This is a genomic window from uncultured Blautia sp. (assembly GCF_902497045.1).
Classification (GTDB): domain Bacteria; phylum Bacillota; class Clostridia; order Lachnospirales; family Lachnospiraceae; genus Blautia_A.
Genome location: NZ_CABVDF010000320.1, coordinates 1 through 2,300, shown reverse-complemented (window position 1 = coordinate 2,300; position 2,300 = coordinate 1). Strand labels below are relative to the sequence as shown.

Below are 2,300 nucleotides of genomic sequence, written 5' to 3'. Positions count from 1 at the left end.
AACAACTAATGTCTATTATCTATAAGGAGATTATTATGGATCTGTACGGATTTTATACAGGAAAAATTTTTGACGCCTACCAGTATCTGGGGGCTCATCTTCAGCACAGGGGAGTCTGTTTCCGAACTTTCGCTCCGTCCGCTTCGCGCATTACAGTGATCGGAGAATTCAACAACTGGCAGGAATGGGAAATGAATAAAATTTCTGACGGAAATTTCTGGGAGCTTTTTGTTCCTGACGCTACCGAAGGCATGATGTACAAATACTGCATTTACGACAGAGCCGGAAACCGTGTAGAACACTGCGACCCCTACGGCTTCGGCATGGAGCTTCGTCCTAATTCCGCCTCTGTGATCCGGGATATGGATTCTTATTCTTTTTCTGATGAAGAATGGATGAACAGCCGCAGCGACTGCCGTAAAAAACCCCTGAACATCTATGAGCTTCATCTGGGATCCTTCAAAAAACCAGAAGACAAACCGGACGCCTGGTATACTTATGAGGAAATGGCATCTATCCTGATCCCGTATCTGAAAAGAAACGGCTATAATTATCTGGAGCTTATGCCCTTAAACGAGTATCCCTGCGACGAATCCTGGGGCTATCAGGCTACCGGCTTCTACAGTCCCACTTCCAGATATGGCACTGCCAGACAACTGAAATATTTTGTGGACGTCTGTCACCAGAACGGAATCGGTGTAATCATGGATTTTGTTCCTGTACATTTTGCACTGGACAGCTACGGACTTGCCATGTATGACGGAACTCCTCTGTATGAATATCCTAATTCAGCTGTAGGGGTCAGCGAATGGGGCAGCTGCAACTTTATGCATTCCAGAGGAGAGGTTCGGAGTTTTCTCCAGTCCGCCGCCAATTACTGGCTGACCGAATACCATATAGACGGTCTGCGAATGGACGCCATCAGCAGAGCCATCTACTGGCAGGGAGATCCGGCCAGGGGCGTAAACGGAAATGCAGTGGAATTCCTCCAGTACATGAACCAGGGACTGAAAAAGCTCCATCCTTCTGCGATCCTCGCAGCCGAGGATTCTACCTCTTTTCCAAAGGTTACCGATCCCGTGGAGCACGGGGGACTGGGATTCGACTATAAATGGGATATGGGATGGATGAACGATACTCTGGATTATTTCCGCACAGCTCCTGAATACAGAAGCCGTGAATACCACAAACTGACATTTTCCATGATGTATTATTACGACGCACGTTTCCTTCTTCCTCTTTCTCATGATGAGGTGGTACATGGAAAAGCCACCATTCTCCAGAAGATGAATGGTGACTATGACGGAAAATTTCCTCAGGCAAGGGCTTTCTACATGTACATGTATGCTCACCCGGGCAAAAAACTGAATTTCATGGGAAATGAATTCGGACAGCTGCGGGAATGGGACGAAAAAAGAGAACAGGACTGGTTGCTTCTGGATTACCCCATCCACAGTGGATTCGCCCGGTTTATGAAAGATCTGAATATACTTTATCTGGAGCATTCCGCCCTGTGGGAAAAAGACTATGAAGCAGACGGTTTCCAGTGGATTGACTGTCATCAGGAGCCGGACTGTGTTTATGTTTTCCAGAGAACCAGCAAAACAGAAAAGATTATTGCTGCCTTTAATTTTTCTGACAGAGACCTGTCTTATGAGTTAAGGCTTCCCGAATGCCAGAAAATCACAGAGCTGCTTAGAAGTGATATGGAAATCTACGGTGGAAACCGGAAACGCCGCCGCCCTGCCAGAAAAATAACCGACGGCAGATACCAGGCTGAACTGCCCGCATTTTCCGCAGTGTATTACGAAATTCAATAATTAAAAATGATATAGTTCTGTCTGTAAAATAACATACAGGTCTCCTCCCATCTGTTACAGAAACTGATTTATGGTTTCTGAACAAAATGGAAGCAGACCTGTATTGTTTTTGTCAGATAATCCCTTTTCATAGAAAATCACACTGACCATACTATGAGATATCCCTATATCATCTCATTCGTTTTAATTTTATGCCTATATTTCTTTCATATTCCATACAGTAATTTGTGTAAAAAAAGTTTTTCCTTTTACAGCTTCAATAGTAAGCCCCTTTTCTTCTCCTGGCAAATAAAATGTATTTGTCATTGCGGTTGCATAATCATCTGAAAATATTTCAATAGATGATGAATCAAGATAAATATGTAACTCCAGCTTTTTTTGTGTTACCGATTTCAGATTGCATTTACGAATTCCCTCCTTTTTTTGGAGATCATTTGTGCGGTTAAAAATTAATTCAGCCTTTTTTACATCTACAATGAC

2 protein-coding genes are annotated in these 2,300 nt (G+C 43.5%); one reads left to right on the top strand and one right to left on the bottom strand.

Annotated elements, in window-relative coordinates; genetic code table 11:
* The first annotated feature begins 35 nt into the window (after positions 1 to 35).
* Positions 36 to 1,820: a 1,4-alpha-glucan branching protein GlgB gene (gene glgB, locus RDS42_RS14230; RefSeq protein ID WP_308784236.1), complete on the top strand. Its 1,785-nt coding sequence runs from the start codon at positions 36 to 38 to the stop codon at positions 1,818 to 1,820.
* A gap of 195 nt (positions 1,821 to 2,015) precedes the next feature.
* On the opposite strand, the gene RDS42_RS14225 is transcribed toward glgB, so the two are convergent.
* Positions 2,016 to 2,300: GH32 C-terminal domain-containing protein (locus RDS42_RS14225; RefSeq protein WP_308784235.1), on the bottom strand; the 285-nt coding region annotated here is incomplete at its 5' end.

What these genes read in the sequence shown, in the direction of transcription:
- glgB (WP_308784236.1), top strand. Translation starts at nt 36, where the DNA reads ATGGATCTGTACGGATTTTATACAGGAAAAATTTTTGACGCCTACCAG.